Below are 26,778 nucleotides of genomic sequence, written 5' to 3' on the forward strand. Positions count from 1 at the left end.
TCCGGCACCCGCGACGACGGCGGCCCGACGGTACGGCGCAGACATTTTCCGCTGAAGAACAACTCATGCGAAGGGGAGGTCCGCCTGTGTCGGTCTCCATCAAGCCCCTCGAGGACCGGATCGTCGTCAAGACCCTCGAGGCCGAGACGACGACCGCGTCGGGTCTCGTGATCCCGGACAGCGCCAAGGAGAAGCCGCAGGAGGGCGAGGTCCTCGCGGTGGGCCCGGGCCGCATCGACGACAAGGGCAACCGCGTCCCGCTCGACGTGTCGGTCGGTGACAAGGTCATCTACTCCAAGTACGGCGGCACCGAGGTGAAGTACGACGGCGAGGAGTACCTCATCCTCTCCGCGCGCGACGTGCTCGCGATCGTCGGCTGACACCCGGCCACGGCCCGCCGGGCGTCGCCCGGTGACCACGAGAGCCCCCTCCCGTCCGCGGGAGGGGGCTCTCGTGCGTCCGCCTCCCTGCCGCCGGCGGCGGGCAGGGCCCGGACGTGCGACCGCCCCGGAGGGGACGCCGCTCGTCGTCGAGCGACGCCCGCTCCGGGGCGGTCGGGTGGAGGAGGTCAGGCGGTGACGCGGCGGCCGGCACGCTCGGCGAGGACCGCCGCGCGCTCGTCCTCGGACAGGCCGCCCCACACGCCGTAGGGCTCGCGCACCGCGAGCGACTGCTCGCGGCACTCGTTGATCACGGGGCACGTGGCGCAGATGGCCTTGGCGGCCTCCGCGCGACGGCGGCGGGCCGAGCCGCGCTCGCCCTCCGGGTGGAAGAAGAGGTCCTGGTCGGCGTCGCGGCAGGCTCCTTCGAACTGCCACTCCCACAGGTCCATCACCGGTCCGGGCAGACGCGAGATCTCGGCCATGTGCTCCTCCTCGTACGACGTCGTCCGGCGGGTCACGCCGGACGGAAGCTGCGGGGTGTGCGCCCGCCGCCGGGACCGGGGTCCCTGCGTGGCGCGTTCCTGCGATGTGCCGTAACCGTACAACCGCGCCAGAAGTTGTTCAAGGCCCTCTTCTGAATCGAAGTCCTGCAACGATCTGGACGCGTGGCCAGGAGGCGGATGGGATCGCGACCACGGCGTCCTCGCTGGTGAGGCACGAGTTGACGGAAGCGTTGCAGCGGTGGACCGCGTGGCGCGGTTCTGGCGCGATCTGCCGTCCCCGCCGGTTCGCCACGGCGCGATCGGGGGAGGGGCCGGTGCTCCGGACCGCCGGCTGGCAGAATCGCGCCATGACCGAGCCGGAGGACCCCGTGACGGGGGAGCCGACGGCGCCCGGCGCCGGGCGTCCCGACGCGCCCGGCACCCTCGACGCGGACGCCGAGGCGGCCGCGGACGGGCACGCCGCCGCGGGTGCCGCCACCGGTGCCACCGCGGACCCCGACGGCCACGCCCCCCTGGGCTCCGCCCCGCTCACCGTCGCCGCCGTCGCGCGCCGCCTGGGCGTCGCACCCGCCACGCTGCGCACCTGGGACCGTCGCTACGGCCTGGGCCCCTCCGAGCACTCCGCGGGGGCCCACCGCCGGTACTCCGCGCACGACCTCGAGCGGCTCCTGGTGATGCGCCGGCTGACGCTCGAGGGCGTGGCGCCGTCCGAGGCCGCACGCCTCGCGCTCGCGTCCCCGGGCGCGGGCGTGCCGACGCCGCACACCAGCACGGACGTCACCGCGCGCTTCCCCGGCGACGACGTGCCGTCCGGGCCCGTGGACGAGGCCCCGCCCGTCGTGGAGGTGCCCCTGCCGGACCCGGCGCGGCACGCGGCCCCCGTGCAGCGCCTTCCCGTCGAGCCGCGGACCGGGGCGACGCCGAGCACCGCCGCGGCGGTCGTCGCCCTCGTGGACGCGGCGCTCGCCGGACGGTCGGACCGCTGCGCCGGACTCCTGACCGTCACGGCCCCGGAGGGGGTGACGGGCTGGTGGACCGCGCTGGTGGAGCCCGCGCTGCGGGCGCTCGCGCAGCGCACGGTCGTCGAGCGGCCGGGTGTCGACGCCCAGGCGACCCTCACCGCCGCGGCGCTCGGAGCGCTGCGTGCGCACACGGCCCAGGCGCCCGCCCCCGGTGCACCCGTCGTGCTGCTGCTGCCCGCACCGGGGGAGCCGCGCCCGCTCGTGGTGCACGCGCTCGCCGCGGCGCTCGTGGGCGGCGGCGTGGACGCCCGCCTCGTCGGCGGGCCCGTCTCGACCCGCCACGCGGGGGAGCTCGCCGTGATGACGCGCGCCCGGGCGGTCGTCACCGTCTTCGAGCGTCCCGCCCCGGACCTGTCGGTCGTCGCCCGGCTCGCGCAGGAGCGCCCCGACCTGCCGCAGTACGTCATGGTCCGCGACGGGGCCGCCGAGCGCGTGCCCCTCGACCGGTCCGTGCACCGCGCCCGGACGTTCGTCGGGCTGCTGCACGAGGCGCTCGCCGCCGTGGCGGAGTCGTCGCCGCTGTGACCAAGGCGACCGTCCAGTAACGTCGACGCACCCGAACGGCTGATCGCGGCGCGTCCGGGGGCCTCCAAGCGGGAGGAAACGGTGTCGCGACGCGACCGCCGTCCATCGCCAGGGCTAACGTGACGCTCCGTTGACGCCGATGCAGCCATCAGGGTGACCGGCGCGCGCGAGGAGGATCACATGGCAGGCGTCGTGGTGTGCCACGGCTCGGCGGCCGTCCGGGAACGGCTCGTCGTGACCTCGATCGGGGTGCCCTCGCTCGCCCCCGTGCGCGCGGCCGCCACGGCCGACGAGCTCGTCGCGCTCGCGCGCCGGATCGCGCCGACGGTCGTGCTGCTGGACGCGCACCTGCCCGGTGCCGGGCCGGCCGAGGCGATTCGCCGGCTGCGGTCGGTGGCGCCGTCCGCGGCCGTCGTGCTGCTGGCCGGGCCGGAGGACGGCGAGGCGCTCGACCGCGCGCTCGCGCTCGGGGCACGCGGGTTCCTCGCGCCCGACGTCGGTCGGGCGGAGCTCGCGGCCGTCGCCGCGCACGTGCAGGCGAGCCCCGCCGCCGCGGCCGCCGCCGCGCCGTCGGCCGGGTCGGTGCCGCACCCCGTCCCGCCGCTGCAGGAGTCGCAGCCGCCGCGCGTCGAGGCACCCGTGGGGGCGCGTCCCGTGGACGGCACGCCGGTGCTGACCAAGCGGGAGATCGAGGTGCTGGTCGGCATGAGCCACGGCCGCTCGAACGCGCAGATCGGGCAGGAGCTGTTCCTCTCCGAGGACACCGTCAAGACGCACGCCCGCCGGCTGTTCCGCAAGCTCGGTGCCGCCGACCGCGCCCAGGCGGTCGCCATCGGCCTGCGCCGCGGCATCATCGACTGAGCGTCGCTCCCGGGGGCGCGCGGCCCGTCCACGTGGTGGTACTCACCTGTCCGCACCGGTCGGGTACGCCCCGCCGGGGCCGTATCCTGGACCGATGACGGAGCTGGCACCCGGCGCCCCGGCCGACCCGTTCGCCCGCATCGGGCTCACCTACGACGACGTCCTCCTCCTCCCCGGAGAGACCGACGTCATCCCCAGCGAGGTCGACACGACCTCGCGGCTCACCCGCGAGATCTCGGTGCGCGTGCCGCTGGTCTCCGCGGCGATGGACACCGTCACCGAGGCCCGCATGGCGATCGCCATGGCGCGCCAGGGCGGTGTCGGCATCCTCCACCGCAACCTGTCCATCGCCGACCAGGCCCACCAGGTCGACCGCGTCAAGCGCAGCGAGTCCGGCATGATCACGGACCCCGTGACGGTGTCGCCGGACGCGACGCTCGCCGAGCTCGACCGCCTGTGCGGCACGTACCGCGTGTCGGGTCTGCCCGTCGTGGACGCGGACGAGCGCCTGGTCGGCATCATCACGAACCGCGACCTGCGGTTCGTCCCCCCGGGCGAGTTCGAGACCCGGCGCGTGCGCGACGTCATGACGTCGATGCCGCTGATCACCGCCCCGGTCGGCATCGCCCGGGACGACGCCGCGGCCCTGCTCGCCAAGCACAAGGTCGAGAAGCTGCCCCTGGTGGACGCCGCGGGCAAGCTCGCGGGCCTCATCACGGTCAAGGACTTCGTGAAGTCCGAGCAGTACCCGCACGCCACGAAGGACGCCGACGGCCGCCTCGTGGTCGGCGCGGCGATCGGCTTCTTCGGCGACGCCTGGGAGCGCGCGGGCGCGCTCGTCGAGGCCGGTGTGGACGTGCTCGTCGTCGACACGGCGAACGGGCACGCCCGCCTCATGCTCGACATGGTCCGCCGGCTCAAGGCGGACCCCGGCACGGCGCACGTGCAGGTGATCGGCGGCAACGTCGCCACCCGCGAGGGTGCGCAGGCGCTCGTCGACGCCGGTGCCGACGCCGTGAAGGTGGGGGTCGGGCCGGGCTCGATCTGCACCACGCGCGTCGTCGCGGGCGTGGGCGTGCCGCAGGTGACGGCCATCTACGACGCCGCGCAGGTGTGCCGCCCGGCCGGCGTGCCGGTCATCGGCGACGGCGGCCTGCAGTACTCGGGCGACATCGCGAAGGCCCTCGTGGCCGGCGCGGACACCGTCATGCTCGGCTCGCTGCTCGCCGGCTGCGACGAGTCGCCCGGCGACCTCGTCTTCGTCAACGGCAAGCAGTACAAGCACTACCGCGGCATGGGCTCGCTCGGTGCGATGGCCTCCCGCGGGCGCGTCTCGTACTCCAAGGACCGGTACTTCCAGGCCGACGTCGCCACCGACGAGAAGATCGTCCCCGAGGGCATCGAGGGGCAGGTGCCGTACCGCGGCCCGCTGTCCGCCGTCGCGCACCAGCTCGTCGGCGGTCTGCACCAGTCGATGTTCTACGTCGGCGCCCACACGATCCCGCAGCTGCAGGAGCGCGGGAAGTTCATCCGGATCACGCCGGCGGGGCTCAAGGAGTCCCACCCGCACGACATCCAGATGACCGTCGAGGCGCCGAACTACACGGGCCGCTGACGCCGCCCGCACCGCACCACCCGCGGCCCGTGCCGCCGCCCCACCGGGCGGCCGCACGGGCCGCGTGCGTGCGCCGGTAAACTCGCACGGTGAGCACCGACATCGAGATCGGACGTGGCAAGCGCGGCCGACGCGCCTACTCCTTCGACGACATCGCGGTCGTGCCGTCGCGGCGCACCCGGGACCCGGAGGAGGTCTCGGTCGGCTGGCAGATCGACGCCTACCACTTCGACCTGCCCGTGCTGGCGGCGCCGATGGACTCCGTCGTGAGCCCCGCCACCGCGGTCGCGCTGGGCAAGGCCGGCGGCGTCGGGGTCCTCGACCTCGAGGGCCTGTGGACGCGCTACGAGGACCCGACGCCCCTGCTCGAGGAGATCGCGTCGCTCGAGGCGGGCCGCGCGACCGCGCGCATGCAGGAGATCTACGACGAGCCGATCAAGCCCGAGCTGATCCGCGCGCGCATCCAGGAGGTGCGCGACGCCGGCGTGACCGTGGCGGGCGCGCTGAGCCCGCAGCGCACGCAGGAGCACTGGCGCACGGTCGTCGACGCCGGGGTCGACCTGTTCGTCATCCGCGGCACCACCGTCTCCGCCGAGCACGTGTCTGGGCGTGCCGAGCCCCTCAACCTCAAGCGCTTCATCTACGAGCTCGACGTGCCCGTGATCGTCGGCGGTGCGTCGACGTACACGGCCGCGCTGCACCTCATGCGCACGGGCGCCGCGGGTGTGCTCGTCGGCTTCGGCGGGGGAGCGGCGCACACCACGCGCGTGTCCCTCGGCATCCACGCCCCCATGGCGACGGCCGTCGCCGACGTCGCGGCCGCGCGCCGCGACTACCTCGACGAGTCGGGCGGCCGGTACGTGCACGTCATCGCGGACGGGGGCGTCGGGCGCTCCGGCGACCTCGTGAAGGCGATGGCGTGCGGCGCGGACGCCGTCATGCTGGGTGCCGCCCTCGCCCGCGCGGAGGAGGCCCCGGGCCGTGGCTACCACTGGGGGTCGGAGGCGCACCACCCGCAGCTGCCGCGCGGCGAGCGTGTGCACGTGGGCACCGCCGGCACGCTCGAGCAGATCCTGTTCGGCCCCGGCCAGACCGCCGACGGCACCGTGAACCTCATCGGCGCGCTGCGCCGGGCCATGGCCACGACCGGCTACTCGGACCTCAAGGAGCTGCAGCGCATCGAGGTCGTCGTCTCGCCGTACCAGCCGCACTGACGCCGGGCCCGACACCGGGCCGCAGGACCGACGAGGGCGGCCACCCGCACGGGTGGCCGCCCTCGTCGCGTCCCTGGGTCGGGTGGCGTCAGGGGACGCGCTGCGTCAGGGGCTCCTCGCTGCGCACGGTGCCCCGGGCGTCGTCGACGTCGCGCGGTGCGCCGCCGTGGTGACGGCCGAGCGGCAGGACCAGCGGCGACCCGGCGACGGGGTCGGGCACGACGCGCGACTCCATCCCGAACACGTCGCGCACCATCTGCTCGGTCACGACCTGCGAGGGGTCGCCCTGCGCGTACAGCCGCCCCTGCCGCACCGCGACGAGGTGGTCGGCGTAGCGCGCGGCGAGGTTGAGGTCGTGCAGGACCATGACGACCGTCGTGCCGCGCTGCCGGTTGAGGTCGGTCAGCAGGTCGAGCACCTCGACCTGGTGGGCGACGTCGAGGAACGTCGTCGGCTCGTCGAGCAGCAGCACGTCGGTGCGCTGCGCGAGGGCCATCGCGATCCACACGCGCTGGCGCTGCCCGCCGGACAGCTCGTCGACCGGCCGGTCGGCGAGCTCGAGCGTGTCGGTGGCGCGCAGGGCCTCCTCGACGATGGCGTCGTCCTCGGCGGTCCAGCGCTTCAGCCAGCCCTGGTGGGGGTAGCGGCCGCGGCCGACGAGGTCGGAGACCGCGATGCCCTCGGGTGCGACGGGCGTCTGCGGCAGCAGGCCCAGCACGGTGGCGACCTCGCGGGAGGGCCGGTCCGTGATGGGGACGCCGTCGAGCAGGACGCGCCCGGAGCGGGTGCGCAGCAGGCGCGCCATGGCCCGCAGCAGCGTGGACTTCCCGCACGCGTTCGCGCCGACGACGATCGTCACCTTGCCCGGCGGGACGGCGAGCGACAGGTCGTGCACGACGACGCGGTCGTCGTACCCGATCGTCGCGTCCTCGACGGCGAGGGTGTGCACGGCCCGCTCCTGCGGGGTGGGGCGGGTGCTCACAGGGTGCCTCCCGAGCGGTCGGACCTGGCCAGGAGCCAGAGCAGGTAGGGCGCGCCGACGACGCCGGTGACGACGCCGACGGGCAGGCGGGCGGGCAGCAGGTGCTGCCCCACGAGGTCGCCGACCAGCACGAGCAGCGCGCCGACGAGCGCGGCGGGGACCACGAGCGAGCCCGTGCCGCGCACGAGGCGCTGCGCGAGCGGGCCGGCGAGGAACGCGACGAACGCGATGGGGCCGGTGGAGGCGGTCGCGACCGAGATGAGGCCGACCGCGACGACGATGAGGGCGAGGCGGGTCCGGTCGGGGCGCACGCCGAGGCCGGCGGCGAGCTCGTCGCCGAGCTGCAGCGCCGCCAGCCGGCGCGCGAGCAGCACCGCGACGGGCGCGAGCACCAGGACGGGCACCGCGACCTGCGGGAAGCCCTCCCAGAACGCGCTGTTGAGGCTGCCGCTGAGCCAGCGCATCGCGTCGGCCGCGTCGTAGACGTTCGCACGGGTGAGCGCGTACTGGACGACGGACTGCAGCATCGCGCCGACGCCGATGCCGACGAGCACGAAGCGGGCGCCGTGCACGCCGCGCCGCCACGCCAGCAGGTAGATCGCGGCCGCGACGCCGATGCCGGCGGCGACGGCGACGACCGGCACCGCGGTGCCGACCAGGCCGATCGACGTGATGGACAGGACCGCGGCCGCGCTGGCGCCCGCGGTCACGCCGATGATGTCGGGGCTCGCGAGCGGGTTGCGCAGCATCGTCTGGAACACGACGCCGCCGATGCCGAAGGCGACGCCCACCAGGACGCCGGTGAGCGCGCGCGGCAGGCGCAGGCGCCCGACCGTGAACGACGCGCCCGGCACGTCCTGCCCGGTGAGGACCCGCAGCACGTCGCCCAGCGGGTAGACGCGGTCGCCGACGACGAGCGAGACCACGGCGACCGCGAGCGTCAGGGCGGCGAGCACGGCGACGACCGTCCACCAGTGCCGGGCACGGCGCCGCCGGCCGGGGGCGACGACGCCGCCGGCGGGCGCGGGGGGCGCCACGACGGCGCTCACAGCTCACGCACCTTGGTGCGGCGGACGATCGCGATGAGCACGGGCGCGCCGAGCAGAGCCGTCATGATCCCGACCTGCAGCTCCTGCGGACGGGCGACGACGCGGCCGAGGACGTCCGCGGCGACGAGGAGCACGGCGCCGAAGGCGGCGGAGTAGGGCAGCACCCAGCGGTGGCTCGGCCCGGTGAACCCGCGGGCGAGGTGCGGCATGACGAGCCCGACGAACGCGATGGGACCGGCGACCGCGACCGCCGCGCCGGACAGCAGCACCGCGGCGAGGGCGCCGAGCACCCGGACGGTCCCGACGTGCTGGCCGAGGCCGGTCGCGAGGTCGTCGCCGAGCGCGAGCGCGTCGAGGCCGCGCGCGACGGCCACCGCGAGCACCGCGCCGACGACCAGGAAGGGCGCGACCGTGAGGATCGCGGCCGACTCGGCGCGGCCCAGGGACCCGACCTGCCAGAACCGGAACGTCTCGAGCACGTCGGTGCGGGTGAGCAGCACCATGCTGATCATCGACGTCACGGCGGCGGTCACGGCCGCGCCCGCGAGGGCGAGCTTGAGCGGCGTCGCGCCGCCGCGGCCCACCGAGCCGACCGCGTACACGACCGCCATGGTCACGGCCGCACCGAGGAACGCCACCCAGACGTAGCCGAGAAGCGTGGACAGCCCGAACCACGCGATGCCGACGACGACGGCGAGCGAGGCGCCGAAGCTGACCCCGAGGATGCCGGGGTCGGCAAGGGGGTTGCGCGTCAGGCCCTGGAGGACGGCGCCCGCGAGGCCGAGCGCGGCGCCGACGACGAGGCCGAGCAGCGTGCGCGGCACGCGGGACGCCACCGCGGCCTGGGCGATGTCGTCGGGGTCCGGGTGCAGCACGCCCGCGACGACGTCGGACCAGGTGACCAGGCGCGAGCCGAACGTCACTGACAGCACGCACACGACGACGAGCGCGAGCACGCACACGACGAGGCCGAGCGCGCGCCGGCGCGACGACGCCGGCCGCCGCACCGCGGGCGGGGCCGGCGTCGTCGTGGGGGAGGTGGTCACGGGAGGAGGGGTCCCGTCACTGCACGTTCTGGGCGGCCGCCTGGAAGAGGTCCAGGTAGTCCTCGAGCGCCCACGGGACCGACAGCACGGTCGGGCCGGACGTCGCGGACGCCAGCGGGGTGTTGTCGGGCAGGACCGCGACGGCACCGTTGGCGATCGCGGGGATCTTCGACCACAGCGGGTGGGCCTGCAGCGTCGGGAGCAGGGTCTCGTCGCCGTAGATCGCGACCATGTCGGCGTCGGCGATGGTGTCGGCCTGCTCGGCGGACAGGTCGACGTAGAACAAGCCGTCGTCCTCGAACGACTCGACGCTCTCGGGCAGGGTCATGCCGAGGTCCGAGAGGAGCTGCACGCGCGCGTCGATCTTGGTGTAGACGCCGATCGACGACAGGTCCGTCGGGTCGACGTAGAGGTACGCGACGGACTTGCCGGCGACGTCGGGGCGGTCGGCCAGGGCGTCCTCGATCTGCTGCTCGACCTCGTCGATCTTCTCCTGCGCCTCGTCCTCCAGGCCGAGCGCGCGGCCGTTCGTCAGCGCCATGTCGCGCCAGTTGGTGCCCCACGCGACCTCGGGGTAGGAGACGGTCGGCGCGATCTCCGACAGCGTCGTCCACTCCTCCTCCGTCAGGCCGGAGTAGGCGGCGAGCACGACGTCGGGCGCGGTGTCGGCGACGGCGGCGAAGTCGATGCCGTCGGACTCGTCGAAGAGCGCGGGCAGCGCGTCGCCGGTGCCGTCGAGCTCCTCGAGCGCCTCGTAGGTCCAGGGGTGGATCCCGTCGCCGTCGTCGTCGCCGTAGGTCTGCTCGGCCATGCCGACGGGCACGACGCCCAGTGCGAGTGCGACGTCGTGGTTGCCCCACGCGACGGAGGCGACCGCCTCGGGCTTCTCCTCGACCACGGTCTCGCCGAACGTGTTCTCGAGCGTGACGGGGAAGGTGCCGTCGCCGCCCGCGGCGGAGGTGGCGTCGTCGGTGCCGCCCTCGGTGCCGGAGGAGCAGGCGGCGAGCAGGAGTGCGGCGGCGGCGCCGGCGACGAGGGGTCGCAGGGCGCGGCGGCGGGGCGCAGTGCGCATCGTGTCCTTCGCAGGGGGAGTCGGCACGGGGCCGTCCGGCGGCGGGCGAGCCCGCCGTTGTAGGTAAGGCTCACCTTAGAGTACGCCGCCCCGAGCCCGGTACGTGGCGCGGGTCACCCCGGACCGGCCCCCGAGCGCGCCCGGCGCACGTGCGCCGGTGCTGTCCGTTCCCACATGACCGGACATCCGGAAAAGCCCGGGTGTGCCCGAACCTGTTGACGTTCCTGCATCGGCGGCGCATGCTGGGACGACGAGGCCCGGTCGGGCCAGGACGACGGAGTTCGGGACGACGGAGTTCACGTGTACGCACCGGAGCGCCACCAGCAGATCCTCAGCAGGGCCCGTACCGACGGGCGCGTCGACGTGACGCGCTTGGCCGACGAGCTCGACGTCACGCCCGAGACGATCCGCCGGGACCTCACCGCGCTCGAGCGGCACGGCCTCGTGCGGCGCGTTCACGGCGGCGCCATCCCCGTCGAGCGCCTCGGCTTCGAACCCGGCCTCGCCGACCGCGAGGGCATGCTCGCGGGGGAGAAGGAGCGCATCGCCAAGGCCGCGCTCGACGAGCTGCCCGACGGCGGGTCGGTCCTCCTCGACGCCGGCACGACCACGGTCCGCCTCGCGGAGCTGCTCCCCACGGACCGCGAGCTGACGGTCGTCACCCACGCCCTGCCCGTCGCGACCGTCCTGGCGCCCCGGCCCGGCACCACGCTGCACCTCGTCGGCGGGACCGTGCGCGGCCGCACCCTCGCCGCCGTCGGCTCCTGGGCCCTGCGCGACCTCGCGGAGATCCACGTCGACGTCGCCTTCCTGGGCGCCAACGGCATCACCGCCGAGCACGGGGTCACGACGCCCGACCTCGGGGAGGCCGCCGTCAAGCGGGCGCTCGTCGCGGCCGCCCGCCGCACCGTCGTCCTGGCCGACCACACGAAGGTGGGGCGCGTCGACCTCGCCCGCGTCGTCGACCTCGCCGCCGTCGACACCCTCGTGACCGACTCGGCCGTGGAGCCCGAGCTCGCCGACGAGATCGAGCAGGCCGGCACACGGGTGGTGCGCGCGTGATCGTCACCGTCACCCCCAACCCGAGCGTGGACCGGGCGCTCGACCTCGACCGCCTCGAGGTCGGGGAGGTCAACCGCGCGCACACCACGCACGTGCACCCGGGCGGCAAGGGCATCAACGTCGCCCGGGCGCTCGCCCGGCACGACGTGGCCGCGCTCGCGGTCGTCCCCACCGGCGGCCCCGACGGGGCCCGGCTGTCCGCGCTGCTCGCCGAGCACGGCGTCGCCGCCGTGCCCGTCCCGGTCGCCGGCGACACGCGCACCAACATCACGCTCGTCGACGCGGACGGCCGCACGACCAAGGTGAACGCCCCCGGCCCGCAGCTGACCGACGCCGAGGTCGACGCGCTGCTCGCCGCCGTCGAGGCGCAGCTCGCGACCGGGCCGCGGGCCGTGGTCGCCGCGGGGTCGCTGCCCGCCGGCGCGGGCGACGCGTTCTTCGTCCGCCTCGCCGCGCTCGCGGGCCGCCACCACGTCCCGCTCGTGCTCGACTCGTCGGGCGCCCCGCTCGCCCGCGCCGTGCGGGCGGGCGGCCTCACGCTCGTCAAGCCGAACGAGCAGGAGCTCGGCGAGCTCGTCGGGCGCGAGCTCGTCACCGTCGGGGACGTCGTCGCCGCCGCGCAGGAGGTCGTCGAGCAGGGGACGCGGGGCGTGCTCGTGAGCCTCGGCGCGCACGGTGCGCTGCTGGTCTGCCGCGACGCCCCGCACCCCTGGTGGGCCGGCGGTCCGCCGCTCGTGCCGCTGTCCACCGTCGGCGCGGGGGACTCGACCCTCGCCGGCTTCCTCGCCGCCGCCGGGCCCGCGCCCGAGCGGCTGCGCACCGCGGTCGCGTGGGGACGCGCGGCCGTGCTCCGGCCCGGCACCGAGGTGCCCGGCCCCGACGACCTGGACCTCGGCGCCGTGCGCGTCGTGGCCGACCCCGACCCGCACCTGGCCCTCAAGGAGCTCTGACATGACCACGTCGGCCGCCACACCCCTGATCACCCCCGAGCTCGTCGCCGTCGACCTGCACGCGACCGACCGCGTCGCCGCGACGCGCGCGCTCGTCGACCTGCTCGCCGCCGCCGGCCGCGTCACCGACGCCGACGGGTTCACCGCCGACGTCGCCGCGCGCGAGGCGCAGATGGCCACCGGCATGCCCGGCGGCGTCGGCCTGCCGCACGCGCGCTCCGAGCACGTCGTCGCGCCGAGCCTCGCCGTCGGCAAGCTCGCGCAGGGCGTCGACTGGGGCGCCCCGGACGGGCCCGCCCGGCTGGTCTTCCTCATCGCGGCGCCGGCCAGCGGCGACGCCGACCACCTGCAGATCCTCGCCGCGCTCGCCCGCCGCCTGGTGCACGAGTCGTTCCGGGCCTCGCTGCTCGAGGCGCCCGACGCGCGGACCGTCGCCGACATCGTCACCCGAGAGGTCGTGCCCTCATGAAGCTCGTCGCCGTGACCTCGTGCCCCACGGGGATCGCCCACACGTACATGGCCGCCGAGGCGCTCGAGCAGGCCGGCAGGGCCGCCGGGCACGAGGTGCACGTCGAGACCCAGGGCGCCGCCGGCTCGACGCCGCTCGACCCCGCCCTCGTCGCGTCCGCCGACGGCGTCATCTACGCCGCCGACCTCGAGGTGAAGGACAAGCAGCGCTTCGCCGGCAAGCCGTTCGTCGACGTCGGCGTGAAGAAGGCGGTGCACGACGCGCCGGGTGTCATCTCCGCCGCCGTCGCGGCGGTGGAGTCCGCCCCCGCCGCCAGCACGCCGGCACCGCCCACCGCCGCCGTCCCGGCCCCCGCGGCCGCCGCCGACCGGGGCCCCGGCACGGGCACCCGGGTCCGGCAGTGGCTCATGACCGGCGTCTCCTACATGATCCCGTTCGTCGCCGCGGGCGGGATCCTCATCGCGCTGAGCTTCATGCTCGCGCAGGTGGCCTGGGGCGGCGCCCAGGGGGCCGTGGAGGTCACGGCCGTCGACGCGGCCGAGGTCGTCGCGGCGTTCGACCCCGCCTCGCTGCAGGACTGGTCGGTGATCCTGCTGAGGACAGGCCAGCTCGCGTTCGGGTTCCTCGTGCCCGTGCTGTCCGGGTTCATCGCGTACGGCATCGCCGACCGGCCCGGCCTCGTGCCCGGCTTCCTGGGCGGCGCCGCGGCCGTGTTCGTGGGCGCCGGGTTCCTCGGCGGGCTCGTCACCGGCTTCCTCGCCGGGTTCGTGGCGCTGTGGATCAGCCGCTGGAACGTGCCGAAGGGCGTACGCGGCATCATGCCGGTCGTCGTCATCCCGCTGCTGTCGTCCGCGGTCGTCGGGATCGTCATGCTCGTGCTGATCGGCCGGCCGATCGCCGCCGCCATGGAGGGGCTCACGAGCTGGCTGAACGGCCTGTCCGGCGCGAACCTCGTGCTCATGGGCGCGCTGCTCGGCGCCATGATGGGCTTCGACCTCGGCGGGCCGGTCAACAAGGTGGCGTACACGTTCGCCGTCACCGGGCTCGCGACCGAGGGGCTGACCACCGGCGCCGTGCAGTACCAGGTGATGGCCGCCGTGATGGCCGCGGGCATGGTCGCCCCGCTCGCGCTCGCGCTGGCGACGACCGTCCGCAAGCGCCTGTTCACGCACGCCGAGCAGGAGAACGGCAAGGCGGCGTGGCTGCTCGGGGCGTCCTTCATCTCCGAGGGCGCCATCCCGTTCGCCGCCGCCGACCCGTGGCGCGTCATCGTGTCCTCGCTCGTCGGGTCCAGCGTCACCGGGGCGCTCGTCATGGCGTTCGGGTCCTCGCTCGTCGCCCCGCACGGCGGCGTCTGGGTGCTCCCGCTCATCGGCAACCCGCTCGGCTTCCTCGCCGCGGTCGTCGCCGGCGTCCTCGTCTCCGCGCTGCTCGTGGTGGTCCTCAAGACCGTCAAGCGCGACCCCCTCGTCGCGGCGGACCGTGCCGACGACGACGACCGCGACCTCGTCGCGGCCTGACCCTCCCGAACCCGCACGACCCCACCACCGAGGAGCCCTCATGGCCGAGCGCACCGTCGCCGTCGCGTCCCGCGTCGGGCTGCACGCCCGCCCCGCGATGCTGTTCACCCAGGCCGTCGCGGCCGGCGGCGTGCCCGTCACGATCGCCCGGCAGGGCGGCGCCCCCGTGGACGCCTCCAGCATCCTGTTCGTCATGTCGCTGGGCGTGCCGCACGGCGAGGAGGTCGTGCTGCACGCGGACGGGCCGCACGCCGACCGGGTCCTCGACGAGCTCGTCGCGCTGCTGTCCACCGACCTCGACGCGCCCGAGGCCGGGGGCGACGGCGCCGGTGCGCCCGCGGCCGAGGCGTCGTCGTGACCGCCGCGACGGTCGGCGCCCCCGGGGTGCTGCAGGGCGTCGGGGTGGGGCGCCGGGCCGTCGTGGGCCCCGTCGCCCAGGTCCGGTCCGCGCCCGACGTCCCGCCGGACGCCGCCGTGCAGGTGGACGGCCGGCCCGCGACGCCGCAGGAGACGCACGCGGCCGTCGAGAGCGCGTTCGCCGAGGTCGCGGAGAGCCTGCGGGCCCAGTCCGCGGCCGCCGGCGGCACCGTCGGGGACGTCCTCGCGGCCACCGCGCAGATGGCGGCCGACAACGCGCTGCGCACGCAGGTGCTCGCCCGCGTCGACGCGGGCGAGCCGCCCGTCGCGGCGCTGGACGGCGTCGTCGACATGTTCGCGGCGATGTTCACGCAGGCCGGCGGGTACCTGGCCGAGCGGGTCACCGACCTGCGCTCGGTGCGCGACCGCGTGGTCGCGCGGGTCCTCGGCCTGCCGGACCCGGGCGTGCCGCGGCTCGCGCGGCCGTCGGTCGTCGTCGCCCGCGACCTCGCCCCGGCCGACACAGCGGCGCTCGACCTGGAGAACGTGCTGGCCATCGTCACCGAGCTGGGTGGCCCGACCGGGCACACCGCGATCATCGCGGGGCAGCTCGGGCTGCCGTGCGTCGTGCGGGTCACCGGTGCGACCGGCCTGGAGGACGGGGTCGAGGTCGCCGTCGACGCCGCCGCGGGGACGGTCACGCCGCACCCGGGGGCCGACCTGCGTGCAGAGCTGGACCGCCGCCGCGCCGCCGACGAGCTCCTCACCGCCGACACCGCCCCGGGCGCCACCGCCGACGGGCACGCCGTGGCGCTGCTCGCGAACGTCGGCACACCCGCCGACGCCGAGCGGCTCGGCGGCTCCGGCGCCGAGGGGGTCGGGCTGTTCCGCACCGAGGTGCTCTTCCTCGAGCGCACGCAGGCGCCGACGGTCGAGGAGCAGGCGGAGGCGTACGCCGCCGTGCTCCGCGCCCTCGACGGGCGCAAGGTCGTGGTCCGCACGCTCGACGCGGGCGCCGACAAGCCGCTCGCGTTCGCGACCCAGCCCGACGAGGAGAACCCCGCGCTCGGTGTGCGCGGCTACCGCCTGGTCCGCCCGCACCCCGAGCTGCTGCGCACGCAGCTCGAGGCGCTCGCCCGCGCGCAGGAGGCGACCGGGACCACGCCGTGGGTGATGGCGCCGATGATCGCGACGGCCGACGAGGCGCGTGACTTCGCGGCGCAGGCCCGTGCCGCCGGTGTCGCCACGGTGGGCGTCATGGTCGAGGTCCCGGCCGTCGCGCTGCGGGCGCGCGACGTCCTCGCGGAGGTCGACTTCGTCTCCCTCGGCACCAACGACCTGGCGCAGTACACGATGGCCACCGACCGGCTGCGGGGCGAGCTCGCCGACCTGCTCGACGCCTGGCAGCCCGCGGTGCTCGACCTCGTGGCGGCGACCGCGGCGGCGGGCGTCGAGGCCGGCAAGCCCGTCGGCGTCTGCGGGGAGTCCGCGTCCGACCCGCTCATGGCCCTCGTGCTGGTCGGGCTCGGCGTGACGAGCCTGTCCATGGCGGCCGGCGCGCTGCCCGCCGTGCGGTACGCCGTGCGCCGGCACACGCACGAGCGGTGCGTCGCGATGGCGGCGGCGGCCCGGGCGGCGCGCTCGGCGGCGGACGGCCGGGCGGCGGTGCTCGCGCTCGCGGACCCGCAGGTGCGGGCGACGCTCGGCCTCTGACGCCAGGACGGGACCCGCCCGCGTCGCGCGACCCGGCGAGCGCACTCTCGTGCATCCCTGGCGCAGCCCGTGAAGGGCACCAGGTTGCGTTCGACCGGGATCGGCGAGGCGAGGAGGCGGACGGGGCCCGTCGCGGCCGGGCGGCCGAGGACGGGCCCGCCGCCCGGACGCCGAACGGGACGTGATCCGTCGGTGCCGCGCAGCACGTGCGAACCATGTCCCGTTCGTCGGCCCCGGGTTCCGGGGCCGGGCGCGGGGGGCGGGGCACGTGCGGCGTAGCCTGGCGCGATGGCGCACGAGCATGCCGACCTGCACGACCCGGAGACCGACCCGCTCGCCACCTACGTCCTCGAACCCGACGACGTGCGGCCCCTGCTCGCCCGGGTCGTCGCCGGGCCCGGGCACGCGACGCACGCCGCCACGGCGCCGTTCACGGGGGCGCCCATCGCGGCCGTCCCGCTCACGACGCCGGACGACCTCCCCGCCGCCGCGCGCCGTGCCCGCGCCGCGCAGCGGCTGTGGGCGGCCCGTCCGCTGCGCGAGCGCACCGCCCTGCTGCTGCGCGTCCACGACCTGCTGCTGGAGCGGCAGAGCGACGTGCTGGACCTGATCCAGGTGGAGACCGGCAAGGCCCGCACGCACGCGTGGGAGGAGGTCGGCGACGTCGCGAACGCGGCGCGCTGGCACGCCCTGCGCGCGCGGTGGCTGCTCGCGCCGCGGCACGTGCGCGGGCTCGTCCCCGGGTTCACCTCCGCGCGGGTCGAGCGCGTCCCGCACGGCGTCGTCGGGGTCGTCACGCCGTGGAACTACCCGCTGTCCCTCGGGCTCGGCGACGCGCTGACGGCCGTCGTCGCCGGGAACGCCGTGCTGCTGCGGGCCGACCCGCAGACCGCGCTCACGCTGCTGTGGGCCGCGGAGCTGCTGGAGGACGCGGGCGCGCCGGAGGACCTCGTGCAGGTGCTCGTCGGCGGTCCGGACGTCGGCATGGCGCTGCTCGAGCACGTCGACCACGCGGTGTTCACGGGCTCCACCCCGTCGGGGCGGGTCTTCGCGGCCCGGGCGGGGGAGCTGGGCGTCCCGGTGACGCTCGAGCTCGGCGGCAAGAACGCGATGTACGTCGCGGACGACGTGGACGTCGAGGCCGCCGCCGAGGGGGTCGTGCGCGCGTGCTTCGGGTCCGCCGGGCAGGTCTGCGCGGGTGTCGAGCGGCTGTACGTGCACGCCGGGGTGCACGAGGCGTTCGTCGCCGCGTTCGTGCGCCGCACGGCGGCGCTGCGGCTGGGCGCCGGGCTCGACTACCGCAGCGACATGGGGTCGCTCGCCTCCGCCGACCAGCTCGCGCGGGTCGTCGAGCACGTCGAGGACGCGGTGGGGCTCGGCGCGACCGTGCTGACGGGCGGCGTGCAGCGGCCCGACCTGGGCCCGTGGTTCTACGCGCCGACGGTGCTGGCCGACGTCCCGCCCGAGGCGCGCGCGTACCGGGAGGAGACGTTCGGCCCCGTCGTCGCGGTGGAGCGCGTGCGGTCCGACGACGAGGCCGTCGCCGCGGTGAACGACACCGAGTACGGGCTGGTCGCCGGCGTGTGGGCCCGGGACGTGCGCCGCGCGCGGGGGATCGCCGCGCGGCTGCGGGTCGGCGCCGTCGTCGTCAACGAGACGCACCAGGCGCTGTGGGGGAGCGTCGGCGCGCCGATCGGCGGCGTCGGTGCCTCCGGGTACGGCCGGCGGCACGGCCGGGAGGGGCTGTGGGCGGCGACGTGGGAGCGGTCGGTCGTCGTGCAGCGAGGCGTGCACGGCGGGCGCGCGCTGGGGCTCGCGCAGGTGCAGGCGCTCGGCACGGAGGTGTGGCCGCGGGTGCTCACGCGCGCGCTGGAGGTGCAGCGGTCGCTGCGGCTGCCGTGAGCCCCGGCGTCAGGCGTCGGCGCGCTCGGGGCGGCCCGTGCGGCCGGTGAGGACGCCCGCCAGCGCGACGACCGCGAGGCCGGCGAGCGGCACCACGAGCAGGCCGGTCCGCAGGCCGACCTCGTCGGCGACCGCGCCGACGACCGGCGGCGAGAGCAGGAACCCGAGCCGCATGAGCCACGACACGACCGTCAGCCCCGTGCCGTGCCTGAGGCCCGGCAGCTCGTCGGCCTGGTGCATCGCGGCGGGCACGAGCGTCGCCACGCCGAGGCCCGCGGCGGCGAACCCGAGCACCGTGCCCGGGACGGTCGGGAACGCCAGCGCGACGCCCATGCCGACGGCGACGACCACGCCGCCGGCCCGGGCGACCGCCCGCTGCCCGAAGCGGTCGACCAGCCGGTCGCCGAGCAGGCGGCCGACGAACTGCGCGCCGACGAGCGCCACGAACCCGGCCGCGGCGACGGCCGACGCCGCACCGAGCGGCCCGGAGAGGTACACGGCCGCCCACGAGCTGCCGGCGTCCTCGACCACCGCACCGGCGACCGCGACGAGGACGAGCGCGCCCAGGACCAGCACGGTGCGGGCGCCCGCGGCCCGCAGCCCGCGCGCGGCCGGCGTCGCGTCCACGGCGTCGCCCGGCACCTCCGCGACGTCGGGACCCGGCAGGCAGTACCGCAGCGCCGTCAGGGCGACGACGGCGAACAGGACCGCCGTGACCGTGAGGTGCACGCCGCGCGGGACGTCGAGCGCGATGGCCGCCGCGGCCATGAGCCCGCCGGTCACGGCGCCGACGGACCACACCGCGTGGAAGGCGTTGAGGATCGAGCGGCCGTAGCGCCGCTGCACACGCAGGCCGTGCGCGTTCTGGGCGACGTCGGTCGCGGCGTCGGCCGCGCCGCCGACGAGCAGGGCGGCCGCGAACGCGACCGGCGACGGCATGAGCGCGGCGACGAGGATCGCCAGCCCCGTCGCCCACGTGCCCGCGACGGCGACGCGTGCCGAGCCGAACCGGCGGATCAGCGCGCCCGCGCCGAGGCCCGCGACGACCGCGCCCGTGGGGAAGGCGGCGACGGCGAGCCCGTACGCCGCGTTCGTGAGGTCGAGGTCGGCCTTCACCTCGGGGTAGCGCGGCACGAGGTTGGCGAACAGGGCGCCGTTGGTGAAGAACAGGGCCGCGACGGCGGCCCGCGCGAGCCGGTCGGAGCGCGCGGGGGCGAGGGTGGCGAAGGCCATGTGGTCGATCGTACACACGGATGTGTACGACCGAACACATGGACTCCGGGGCGTCCGCGGCGGTCAGCCGCCGATGACCTCCAGCGCCTGCCGGGCGATCGCGAGCTCCTCGTTCGTCGGCACGACCATCACCGTGACGCGGGACCCCTCGGGCGAGATCACGCGCGGGCCGGACGTGCGGGCCTCGTTGCGCTCCGGGTCGACGGCGATGCCCATGACGTCCAGGCCGTCGACCGCCCGCGCGCGCACCAGCGCGTCGTTCTCGCCGACGCCCGCCGTGAACGTCAGCACGTCCAGCCGGCCGAGCACCGCGTGGTAGGCGCCGATGTACTTGCGCAGGCGGTGCAGGTACACGTCGAGCGCGAGGTTCGCGCCCTCGTCGCCCTTCTCCACCAGCTCGTGCAGCGCGCGGAAGTCGTTCTCGCCGGACAGCCCCTTGAGGCCCGAGCGCCGGTTGAGCAGGTCGTCGATCTCCGCCGAGCTCATGCCCGCGTTGCGGTGCAGGTGGAAGATCACCGCCGGGTCGATGTCGCCCGACCGCGTGCCCATCACGAGGCCCTCGAGCGGCGTCATGCCCATGGACGTCTCGACCGCCCGGCCGCCCCGGACGGCCGACGCCGACGCGCCGTTGCCGAGGTGCAGGACGATCTGGTTGAGGTCCTCCAGCGGCCGCCCGAGCACCTCCGCGACCTTCTGCGAGACGTACTGGTGGGACGTCCCGTGCGCGCCGTAGCGGCGCACGCGGTGCTGCGCCGCGACCTCCCGGTCGATCGCGTACGTCGCCGCGGCGTCGGGCAGGGTGCGGAAGAACGCCGTGTCGAACGCCGCGACGTGCGGCACGTCCGGCAGCAGCGCCTGGGCCACGCGGATGCCGGTGAGGTTCGGCGGGTTGTGCAGCGGGGCCAGCGGCGACAGCATCTCGATCGTCGCCTCGACCTGGTCGTCGACCAGGACGGGCCCGTCGAACCGCGAGCCGCCCTGCACCACGCGGTGCCCGACCGCCACGACGTGCGCCTCCGCGAGGTCGGGCCCGATCTCCTCGAACAGGCCGAGCACGATCCGCAGGGCCTCCTCGTGGTCCGGGACCGGCAGCTCACGCCGCGTCGTCTCACCGTGCGCCACGTGCTTCACGGCGCCGCGCGGCTCGCCGATGCGCTCGACGAGACCCGACGCGATCGCCTCCCCGCCCTCCGGGTCGACGAGCTGGTACTTCACGGACGACGAGCCGGAGTTGACGACGAGGACGGTGCCGCGGGGGGCGCCCGCGGGGGTGGTGGACATCGGGCTCAGGCCTCCGGGTCGGTGGTCGTGGCGGGGGTCGCCGGGTCGGTGGAGGGCGCGCGCGTCTCGGGGACGGGCGTCTCGCCGGGCTCCTGCTGCACCACCTCCGGCTCGCCGGCGCCCGCGCTGGGGCCGGCCAGCGCCTGCGCCTGGATCGCCGTGATCGCGACGGTGTTGACGATGTCCTGCACGAGCGCGCCGCGCGACAGGTCGTTGACGGGCTTGCGCAGGCCCTGGAGCACCGGGCCGATCGCGACCGCACCGGCCGAGCGCTGCACCGCCTTGTAGGTGTTGTTGCCCGTGTTCAGGTCGGGGAAGACGAACACGGTGGCCCGGCCGGCGACGGCGGAGTCCGGCATCTTCGTCTGCGCCACGGACGCGTCCACCGCGGCGTCGTACTGGATCGGGCCCTCGACCGACAGGTCGGGCCGGCGCTCGCGGACCAGGGCGGTCGCGGTGCGGACCTTCTCGACGTCGGCGCCCGTGCCGGAGGCGCCGGTCGAGTACGACAGCATCGCGATGCGCGGCTCGATGCCGAACTGGGCGGCCGTGCCCGCTGACGAGATCGCGATGTCCGCGAGCTGCTCCGCCGTCGGGTCCGGGATGACCGCGCAGTCGGCGTACACGAGCACCCGGTCCTCGAGGCACATGAGGAACGCGCTCGACACGCTGTTCGTCCCGGGCTGGGTCTTGATGATCTCGAACGACGGCTTGATGGTGTGCGCCGTCGTGTGGATCGCGCCCGAGACCATCCCGTCCGCGAGGCCCAGCTGGACCATGAGCGTGCCGAAGTACGACACCGACGACACGATCTCCCGCGCGCGCTCCACCGTCATGCCCTTGTGCCTGCGCAGCTCGGTGTAGACGGCCGCGAACCGCTCGAGCAGCTCGCCGTTCTTCGGGTCGATGACCTGCGCGGCGTCGAGGTCGAGGCCCAGCTCGGTGGCGCGGGCGCGGATCGACGCCTCGTCGCCGAGGATCGTCAGGTCCGCGACCTGCCGCTGCAGCAGCGTGGAGGCCGCCCGCAGGATCCGGTCGTCGCCGCCCTCGGGCAGGACGATGTGCTTGCGGTCCCGCCGCGCCCGGTCGAGCAGCTGGTACTCGAACATCAGCGGCGTGACGACCTCGGGGCGCTGCACGTCGAGCGCGGCCAGCAGCGCCGCACCCTCCACGTGCCGCTCGAACAGCGCCAGCGCCGTGTCGACCTTGCGCTGCGCGTCGCGCGTCAACCGCCCGCGGGTCCCGGCCGCCGCGCTCGCGGAGCGGAACGTGCCGAGGTGGGTGCGGATGAGGGGGAGCCGGGAGCCGAGGCCCTCGACGAGCCGCTGGATCGTCGGCGCCGGCTCGAAGCCGCCGTTGAGGATGATGCCCGCCAGCGACGGGAACCCGTCCGCCTGGTGCGCGAGCAGCAGCCCCAGCAGGACGTCGGCCCGGTCGCCCGGCGTGATGACCACCGCGCCGTCCTGCAGCCGGTCGAGCAGGTGCTCGATCGACATGGCGCCGACGAGCACGTCGAGCACCTCGCGCCCCAGCAGCTCCTCGTCCCCGCCCGCCAGCTCGCCGCCGACGGCGTCCATGAGCTGGCGCAACGTCGGCGCGTACAGCAGGGGCGACTCCGGCAGCGCCCACACGGGCACGTTCCCGGACAGCCCGCGCACGACGTCCGCCAGCGCACCGGGCGCGACCCGGTTCACCACGACGCCCACCACCTGCGCGTGGTTCGCGGCGATCTCGGTGCCCGCGACCTCCGCCGCGTGGCGCACGTCCTCGGGCGTGCGGTTCGCGCCGTTGACGACGAGCAGGACGGGCGCGGCGAGGTTCGCGGCGATGCGCGCGTTGTACGCCAGCTCCGTCGGGCCGGCGACGTCCGTGTAGTCCGTGCCGACCACCACGACGGCGTCGCAGCGCCGCTCGACGTCGTGGAAGCGCGCGACGATGCGGGACAGAGCCTCCTCGGGGTCGGCGATCACCTCGTCGTACGTGGCCCCCACGGCCTCGTCGTAGGCGATGTCGACGCCGTCGTGCGCGAGCAGCAGGTCCAGGACGTAGTCCGGTTCGTCCGTCGAGCGCGCGACGGGCCGGAACACCCCCACCCGCTGCACCGACCGCGTCAGCAGGTCGACCAGGCCGAGCGCGACGACGGACTTGCCCGTGTCGCCCTCGGCGGACATGACGTAGATCGTGCGCGCCACTGCGTGCTCTTCCTCCCCGAAGGTCGCCCGTCCCCCACGGACGGGCGGTGGTGGGTGCGACGGTCGCCCGCCGCACCCACCGCCTCACCGGCTGCTACTCGTTGTCCCCGCCGGTGTCGCTCGCCGAGAGCCGGTCGGCCTGCGGGCCGCCGACCTCCGTCCCCGTCTCCCCGGCGTCCGGCCAGACCCAGTCGCGCACCTCGGGGATGTCCTCGCCGTGCTCGCGCGTGTACTGCCGCGCGGCGATGCGCGCGTCGACCATCTTCTGGCGCAGGCCCGCGTACGACGCCCGCAGCCAGTGCACGTGGTCGATCACGTCGATCACGAGCCGGTACCGGTCGAGGTCGTTGAGCATGACCATGTCGAACGGCGTGGTGGTGGTGCCCTCCTCCTTGTACCCGCGCACGTGCAGGTTCTTGTGACCCGTGCGGCGGTACGTGAGGCGGTGGATGAGCCACGGGTAGCCGTGGTACGCGAACACGATCGGCCGGTCCGTCGTGAAGATCGTGTCGAACTCGCGGTCCGACAGGCCGTGCGGGTGCTCCCGCTCGTCCTGCAGGCGCATGAGGTCGACCACGTTGACGACGCGGACCTTCAGCTGCGGCAGCTCCCGCTTGAGGATGTCCGCCGCGGCGAGGACCTCGAGCGTCGGCACGTCGCCCGCGGCGGCGAGCACCACGTCCGGCTCCTCGGACTCGACCTCCGTGCCGGCCCACTCCCAGATGCCGAGCCCGCGCGTGCAGTGCGCGACGGCCTCGTCCATCGTGAGGAAGTTGGGCGCGGGCTGCTTGCCGGCGACGACGACGTTGACGTACTGCCGGCTGCGCAGGCAGTGGTCGTACGTCGACAGCAGCGTGTTCGCGTCCGGCGGCAGGTAGACCCGCACGACCTCGGCCTTCTTGTTGACCACGTGGTCGATGAATCCCGGGTCCTGGTGGCTGAAGCCGTTGTGGTCCTGGCGCCACACGTGGCTCGAGAGCAGGTAGTTCAGGCTCGCGATCGGCCGCCGCCACGGGATGTCGTTCGTGACCTTCAGCCACTTGGCGTGCTGGTTGAACATCGAGTCGACGATGTGGATGAACGCCTCGTAGCTCGTGAACAGGCCGTGCCGCCCGGTGAGCAGGTAGCCCTCCAGCCAGCCCTGGCACTGGTGCTCCGAGAGCATCTCCATGACGCGCCCCACCCGCGCCATGTGCTCGTCGACCTCGGGCCCCTCGAACGTGGCGTTCCACTGCTTGTCGGTCGCGTCGTAGACGGCCTGCAGCCGGTTCGACGCGGTCTCGTCGGGGCCGAAGATCCGGAAGTTGTCCGGATTCCGGCGCACCACCTCGGTCAGGTACTGGCCGAGCACCCGCGGGGCCTCGGCGAACGTCGCCCCGGGGCGCGGCACGTCCTGCGCGAACTCGCGGAAGTCCGGCAGGCGCAGGTCCCGCATGAGCAGGCCGCCGTTGGTGTGCGGGTTCGCGCTCATGCGCAGCTCACCCGCGGGGGACAGGGCGCGGATGTCGGCGTCGATGCGCCCGGTCGCGTCGAACAGCTCGGCCGGCCGGTACGACTGCAGCCACTCCTCGAGCACCGCCAGGTGCTCGGGGGTGTCCCGCGCGCTCGCGAGCGGCACCTGGTGCGCGCGCCACGAGCCGGTCGTCTTCTTCCCGTCGATCTCCGCCGGGCCCGTCCACCCCTTCGGCGTGCGGAACACGATCATCGGCCACATCGGCCGGGACTCGTCGCCCTCGGCCGCGCGCTGCTTGATCTCCGCGATGCGGTCGAGCACCCGGTCCAGCAGCTCGGCGAAGCGCCGGTGGATGCTCAGGTCGTCCTCGTCGTCGAAGCCCGCGACGAACGTGAACGGCTCGTGGCCGTACCCGACCATGAGCGAGTTCAGCTCCTCGTCGGGGATGCGCGCGAGCACCGTCGGGTTCGCGATCTTGTACCCGTTGAGGTGCAGGATCGGCAGCACGACCCCGTCCTGGCGCGGGTTGACGAACTTGTTCGAGTGCCAGCTCGTCGCCAGCGGGCCCGTCTCGGCCTCGCCGTCGCCCACGACCGCCGCGACCAGCAGGTGCGGGTTGTCGAACGCCGCGCCGTACGCGTGGCTCAGCGCGTAGCCGAGCTCACCGCCCTCGTGGATCGAGCCGGGCGTCTCCGGTGCGACGTGGCTGGGGACGCCGCCGGGGAACGAGAACTGCCGGAACAGCCGGCGCATGCCCTCCTCGTCCTCGGTGACGTCCGAGTACACCTCGGAGTACGTGCCGTCGAGGTACGCGCTCGCGACGAGGCCGGGTCCGCCGTGGCCGGGGCCCGTGACGTAGATGGTCGACTGCTGGCGCTCCGCGATCGCACGGTTGAGGTGCGCGTAGAGGAAGGTCAGGCCCGGCGTGGTCCCCCAGTGGCCGAGCAGGCGCGGCTTGACGTCGTCGCGGTCCAGCGGGCGGCGCAGCAGCGGGTTGTCGAGCAGGTAGATCTGGCCGACCGACATGTAGTTGGCCGCGCGCCACCACTTGTCGATGCGCTGCAGGGTGGCGTCGTCGATGCTGCCGCTGCCGGTGCGCCACGCGCTCCTGGCCTCCGCGGCGGCGAAGTCTCCGGCGGCCACCGGGGCGGGACTCTCGGTGGTGTGCTGCAGCTCCCTGTCGGTGCTCGTGCTCATGTCCCCTCCGGTGCTGGTGGTTCGAGGCGTCGTCCCTGGTCACCCAGCCTTCCGTGCCCGCCGGTCGTGCCGTGGGACGTCTGGCCCAGAGCGGTTGTGCTCCTGGCCACATGCCATACAACCCCAGGTGGGCCCGCCCCGCAGCGCGCGGGTCCGGTGCCCTCGCGCGCGCGGGTTACCGTGAGGTGTGGCCGACGCACCGACCTCCCTGTGGCGGGCCGCCGTGCGTCCGCGGATGCTCGGCCTGCTGGTGCTGCTGCTGGCCGCCGCCGCCGTCTGCGGCCGGCTCGGGGCGTGGCAGCTCGAGCGCGCGGAGGTGCGCGGGCACGCCGCCGAGGAGCGGCGTGCCGAGCAGATCGCCGCCGCGGAGCCGGTCCCGCTCGACGAGGTGCTGCGCCCGGGGGAGTCGGTGACGGGCGAGATGGTCGCGCGCAAGGTCGTCGTGACGGGGACGTGGGAGCCCGAGGGCACCCTCCTCGTCGAGGGGCGCGCGCACGACGGCGTCACCGAGGGGGCGCTCGTCCTCACGCCGCTGCGGGTCGGCGGGGCCGGCGACGTCGCGGCGGGGGACGCGCTGCTGCCGGTCGTGCGGGGCTGGACGACCGGTGCGGAGCCCGTGCCCGACCCGCCGGCGGGGCCCGTGACGGTCGTCGGCTGGCTGCAGGGCGGGGAGGAGGCCGGGGCGGCCGTCGTGGACGGGCGCACCGACGCGATCAGCCCGGCCCAGCTGGTGCACACCTGGGGGTCGCCGGTCTACACCGGCTACCTCGTGGTGCAGTCGCTCGACCCCGCCGACCCGGCGGACCTCGAGCTGCTCGACCCGCCGACGCGCGCCGGCACCGGGCTCAACGTGCAGAACCTCGCCTACGCGGCGCAGTGGTGGATCTTCGGCCTGTTCGCCGTGGGCCTGTGGTGGCGGCTGGTGCGCGACGAGGCCGCGGGCCGGCCGCCGGTGCCGGGCGACGAGGACGACGAGGGCCCGGTCCCGGGCGGTGACGGCACACCGGTCGACGGAGCGGCCGGCGACGGCACGCCGGGGGCCCGCCTGCCGGGGGACGGCGCGCCGGGGGACGACGCGCCGGCGACCGCGGACGCGGGACGCGTGGCGCGCGCCCGCTGACGGCCCGGCGGGGCACAGGCCGCGGGTGCCCCCGGCCGCGTCACCGGCCGGGCGCCC

Annotated in this window: 22 protein-coding genes; 13 read left to right on the forward strand and 9 right to left on the reverse strand. The window is 75.4% G+C overall.

Features of this window, described 5'->3' with window-relative positions; translation table 11 throughout:
• Window positions 1-86: 86 nt before the first annotated feature.
• A complete protein-coding gene (groES, locus tag FB586_RS10220) occupies window positions 87-380 on the forward strand; it encodes a co-chaperone GroES (RefSeq protein ID WP_136519216.1) in 294 nt (97 codons plus the stop codon).
• A gap of 188 nt (window positions 381-568) precedes the next feature.
• On the opposite strand, the gene FB586_RS10225 is transcribed toward groES, so the two are convergent.
• Entirely contained in the window at window positions 569-865 is a 297-nt protein-coding gene (locus tag FB586_RS10225) for a WhiB family transcriptional regulator (RefSeq protein WP_136519591.1), read from the reverse strand.
• Between the two features lie 368 nt (window positions 866-1,233).
• Here FB586_RS10225 and FB586_RS10230 point away from each other — a divergent pair, with 368 nt between their 5' ends.
• The 4 genes from FB586_RS10230 (at window position 1,234) to FB586_RS10245 (ending at window position 6,123) form a co-directional block, all read left to right on the forward strand.
• Window positions 1,234-2,433: a MerR family transcriptional regulator gene (locus FB586_RS10230; RefSeq protein ID WP_168800522.1), complete on the forward strand. Its 1,200-nt coding sequence runs from the start codon at window positions 1,234-1,236 to the stop codon at window positions 2,431-2,433.
• Between the two features lie 180 nt (window positions 2,434-2,613).
• Window positions 2,614-3,294: a response regulator transcription factor gene (locus FB586_RS10235; RefSeq protein ID WP_136519217.1), complete on the forward strand. Its 681-nt coding sequence runs from the start codon at window positions 2,614-2,616 to the stop codon at window positions 3,292-3,294.
• 94 nt (window positions 3,295-3,388) lie between these two features.
• Window positions 3,389-4,909 (forward strand): IMP dehydrogenase, encoded by a 1,521-nt coding sequence (guaB, locus tag FB586_RS10240; RefSeq protein WP_136519218.1) that lies wholly within the window; start codon window positions 3,389-3,391, stop codon window positions 4,907-4,909.
• An 89-nt stretch (window positions 4,910-4,998) separates the two neighbouring features.
• Entirely contained in the window at window positions 4,999-6,123 is a 1,125-nt protein-coding gene (locus tag FB586_RS10245) for a GuaB3 family IMP dehydrogenase-related protein (protein ID WP_136519219.1), read from the forward strand.
• 88 nt (window positions 6,124-6,211) lie between these two features.
• On the opposite strand, the gene FB586_RS10250 is transcribed toward FB586_RS10245, so the two are convergent.
• The 4 genes from FB586_RS10250 to FB586_RS10265 are packed head-to-tail and all read right to left on the reverse strand — an operon-like array spanning window position 6,212 to window position 10,272.
• Window positions 6,212-7,105, reverse strand: coding sequence for an ABC transporter ATP-binding protein (locus tag FB586_RS10250; protein ID WP_281276661.1), 894 nt, complete (start codon window positions 7,103-7,105; stop codon window positions 6,212-6,214).
• Window positions 7,102-8,154 carry a FecCD family ABC transporter permease gene (locus FB586_RS10255; protein ID WP_222928341.1) on the reverse strand — a complete coding sequence of 351 codons (1,053 nt, stop codon included), beginning with the start codon at window positions 8,152-8,154 and terminating at the stop codon, window positions 7,102-7,104. Before FB586_RS10255 ends, FB586_RS10250 begins: the two co-directional genes overlap by 4 nt.
• Window positions 8,151-9,200 carry a FecCD family ABC transporter permease gene (locus FB586_RS10260; RefSeq protein ID WP_136519220.1) on the reverse strand — a complete coding sequence of 350 codons (1,050 nt, stop codon included), beginning with the start codon at window positions 9,198-9,200 and terminating at the stop codon, window positions 8,151-8,153. The genes FB586_RS10255 and FB586_RS10260 overlap by 4 nt, the downstream gene beginning before the upstream one ends.
• 16 nt (window positions 9,201-9,216) lie before the next feature.
• The gene (locus tag FB586_RS10265; protein ID WP_136519221.1) at window positions 9,217-10,272 is read right to left on the reverse strand and encodes an iron-siderophore ABC transporter substrate-binding protein; all 1,056 of its coding nucleotides are present in this window, start codon (window positions 10,270-10,272) and stop codon (window positions 9,217-9,219) included.
• Window positions 10,273-10,572: 300 nt separating this feature from the next.
• On the opposite strand from FB586_RS10265, the gene FB586_RS10270 reads away from it, so the two are divergent.
• The 7 genes from FB586_RS10270 to FB586_RS10300 all read left to right on the forward strand — a co-directional run bounded on the left by FB586_RS10270 (window position 10,573) and on the right by FB586_RS10300 (window position 18,245).
• Window positions 10,573-11,334 carry a DeoR/GlpR family DNA-binding transcription regulator gene (locus FB586_RS10270; RefSeq protein ID WP_136519222.1) on the forward strand — a complete coding sequence of 254 codons (762 nt, stop codon included), beginning with the start codon at window positions 10,573-10,575 and terminating at the stop codon, window positions 11,332-11,334.
• Window positions 11,331-12,284, forward strand: a complete 954-nt coding sequence (gene pfkB, locus FB586_RS10275) for a 1-phosphofructokinase (RefSeq protein ID WP_136519223.1) — start codon at window positions 11,331-11,333, stop codon at window positions 12,282-12,284. Before FB586_RS10270 ends, pfkB begins: the two co-directional genes overlap by 4 nt.
• A 1-nt stretch (window position 12,285) precedes the next feature.
• Entirely contained in the window at window positions 12,286-12,753 is a 468-nt protein-coding gene (locus FB586_RS10280; RefSeq protein ID WP_136519224.1) for a PTS sugar transporter subunit IIA, read from the forward strand.
• Complete coding sequence (locus tag FB586_RS10285; protein WP_136519225.1) at window positions 12,750-14,273, forward strand: PTS fructose transporter subunit IIC; 1,524 nt, start codon at window positions 12,750-12,752, stop codon at window positions 14,271-14,273. Before FB586_RS10280 ends, FB586_RS10285 begins: the two co-directional genes overlap by 4 nt.
• A 40-nt stretch (window positions 14,274-14,313) precedes the next feature.
• Complete coding sequence (locus tag FB586_RS10290; protein WP_136519226.1) at window positions 14,314-14,631, forward strand: HPr family phosphocarrier protein; 318 nt, start codon at window positions 14,314-14,316, stop codon at window positions 14,629-14,631.
• A complete protein-coding gene (gene ptsP, locus FB586_RS10295) occupies window positions 14,628-16,343 on the forward strand; it encodes a phosphoenolpyruvate--protein phosphotransferase (RefSeq protein WP_246036685.1) in 1,716 nt (571 codons plus the stop codon). Before FB586_RS10290 ends, ptsP begins: the two co-directional genes overlap by 4 nt.
• Before the next feature lie 288 nt (window positions 16,344-16,631).
• The gene (locus tag FB586_RS10300) at window positions 16,632-18,245 is read left to right on the forward strand and encodes a succinic semialdehyde dehydrogenase (protein WP_136519227.1); all 1,614 of its coding nucleotides are present in this window, start codon (window positions 16,632-16,634) and stop codon (window positions 18,243-18,245) included.
• Window positions 18,246-18,254: 9 nt separating this feature from the next.
• Here the strand turns inward: FB586_RS10300 and FB586_RS10305 are convergent, their stop codons facing one another.
• The 4 genes from FB586_RS10305 to FB586_RS10320 all read right to left on the reverse strand — a co-directional run bounded on the left by FB586_RS10305 (window position 18,255) and on the right by FB586_RS10320 (window position 25,601).
• Window positions 18,255-19,478, reverse strand: coding sequence for an MFS transporter (locus tag FB586_RS10305; RefSeq protein ID WP_136519228.1), 1,224 nt, complete (start codon window positions 19,476-19,478; stop codon window positions 18,255-18,257).
• A 63-nt stretch (window positions 19,479-19,541) separates the two neighbouring features.
• Entirely contained in the window at window positions 19,542-20,759 is a 1,218-nt protein-coding gene (locus tag FB586_RS10310; RefSeq protein WP_136519229.1) for an acetate kinase, read from the reverse strand.
• Window positions 20,760-20,764: 5 nt separating this feature from the next.
• A complete protein-coding gene (gene pta / locus FB586_RS10315; protein WP_136519230.1) occupies window positions 20,765-22,951 on the reverse strand; it encodes a phosphate acetyltransferase in 2,187 nt (728 codons plus the stop codon).
• 94 nt (window positions 22,952-23,045) lie between these two features.
• Window positions 23,046-25,601: a phosphoketolase family protein gene (locus tag FB586_RS10320; RefSeq protein ID WP_136519231.1), complete on the reverse strand. Its 2,556-nt coding sequence runs from the start codon at window positions 25,599-25,601 to the stop codon at window positions 23,046-23,048.
• Window positions 25,602-25,788: 187 nt separating this feature from the next.
• On the opposite strand from FB586_RS10320, the gene FB586_RS10325 reads away from it, so the two are divergent.
• On the forward strand, window positions 25,789-26,721 hold the full coding sequence (locus FB586_RS10325; protein ID WP_246036686.1) for an SURF1 family protein: 933 nt from the start codon (window positions 25,789-25,791) through the stop codon (window positions 26,719-26,721).
• The last annotated feature ends 57 nt before the right edge of the window (window positions 26,722-26,778 follow it).

The organism is Cellulomonas telluris, from assembly GCF_004886325.1.
GTDB classification, from domain to species: domain Bacteria; phylum Actinomycetota; class Actinomycetes; order Actinomycetales; family Cellulomonadaceae; genus Cellulomonas; species Cellulomonas telluris.